This is a genomic window from Bradyrhizobium sp. PRIMUS42 (genome assembly GCF_023006515.1).
In the GTDB taxonomy this organism is placed as follows: Bacteria; Pseudomonadota; Alphaproteobacteria; order Rhizobiales; family Xanthobacteraceae; genus Bradyrhizobium.
In genome coordinates this window covers 1-1334 of the sequence record NZ_JALBGZ010001138.1, presented here as the reverse complement: position 1 = coordinate 1334, position 1334 = coordinate 1, and the positions used below count along the sequence as shown (strand labels likewise).

Here is a 1334-nt window from a genome sequence, read left to right as displayed (position 1 = left end):
CCGGCGACCAACCGAATGCGGGCGTCACGCTCGCAGCCGCCTCGGCGACGTCCCCGCCGGTTGCAAGCGCGCGCCAGGTCTGGACGGCACGCTTGGCTTCCTGGATGTTTTCCAGGAAGGCGATCTCGGAATGATAACGGCGCCAGCGGCCGGTCTCGAACATTTCGGAGAGATGTTGCAGGCGCTGCTCGGCGAGGGCGCACCAGCGTGCCGCGATGTCGCGGCCAACAGCCACGGCACGGGCGGACGCGAAATCGGACTCTTGGCGATGTGTCATGAACCAGCCCGTCAGGGGAAAACACGGACGCGGGGGGACGCAACGCACACGAATCAATTTAGACGCGACATGAATATTTTGTGGAAAAGTTTTGTCCTGTCCAGCAACGACACGGCTTTCGTCATCAATCACCGTAGTCGTGCGGATATTTGCTGTGTTTTCGAGTCAAGCTTCGCACAAGCATAACGGGCTTGCGGCGTGCCGGGCGGGCGATCAGGGCGAACGCAGCTGCGACCCCTCAACCGCAGGCTGAACGAGCGCGAAGCTTCAAAAAATCGGATGCCCAATCGGATGGCCCAAAAAGAAAAGACCCGTCCGGGGGGACAACCGGACGGGTCGAGCCATATGGGCGCTTGGGGTGGATGGGCGCTCGCGCCTAATATGACTGATGGGGAGGGATGACCGCTCCCACATAATTTGGTCGTGGCAGCTGGCTGAACGTTCAACGCGGCGTTTGCTTTTTTGACCTTCGGACCGCGCGCATCTTTGTCGCAGCCGTTATCGCGCCGCCGGCCTATCCGCCTGAGAAATCGTGGATTTATCCTCGGCACTCGACAACGAGGGCTGTTCGATCGCGCGGCTGCCGGGCGCGTCGCGACGCGTTCCGGCATCTTCACGTTTTGTTGTACCGGACGCAGCCGCAACCGGCATCACGCTGTCGGCGGGAACAGCCATGACCGCGGCGAACGCATCGGTCTGACCGTCGCCGAAAAGCTCGTCACGTCCGGGGGAGCCGAGATCGCGCGCAGTCTTCGCCAGGGTCATGCGCAGCGCCTCCGGCTTCAAGGCGTGATTGCGCTCGAGCAGCAACGCCGCGACGCCGGAGACATAGGCGGCCGAGAACGAGGTTCCCGATGTCATCTGGTATTTGCCGTCGGGCGCCGGCAGGAAGATGTCGACCCCGGGCGCTGCGACGGCGATGTAGTTGCCACGGTTGGACGCGGCGAACAGCCTGTCCTGCTGGTCGGTCGCGCTGACCGCGATCACGTTGGGATTGGCGGCCGGATACAGCGGCGGCGATTTGGCGCCGGCATTGCCGGCGGCCGCAATCAGCACG

2 protein-coding genes are annotated in these 1334 nt (G+C 63.4%); both read right to left on the bottom strand.

The window, feature by feature from the left end; translation table 11 throughout:
• A partial coding sequence (locus tag MOV75_RS38390) for a TIGR03809 family protein (protein WP_247008043.1) occupies window positions 1–235 on the bottom strand: 235 nt, incomplete at its 3' end.
• A gap of 540 nt (window positions 236–775) precedes the next feature.
• Window positions 776–1334, bottom strand: a 559-nt coding sequence (locus MOV75_RS38385) for a S8 family serine peptidase (RefSeq protein WP_247008041.1), incomplete at its 5' end; no start/stop codon positions are given.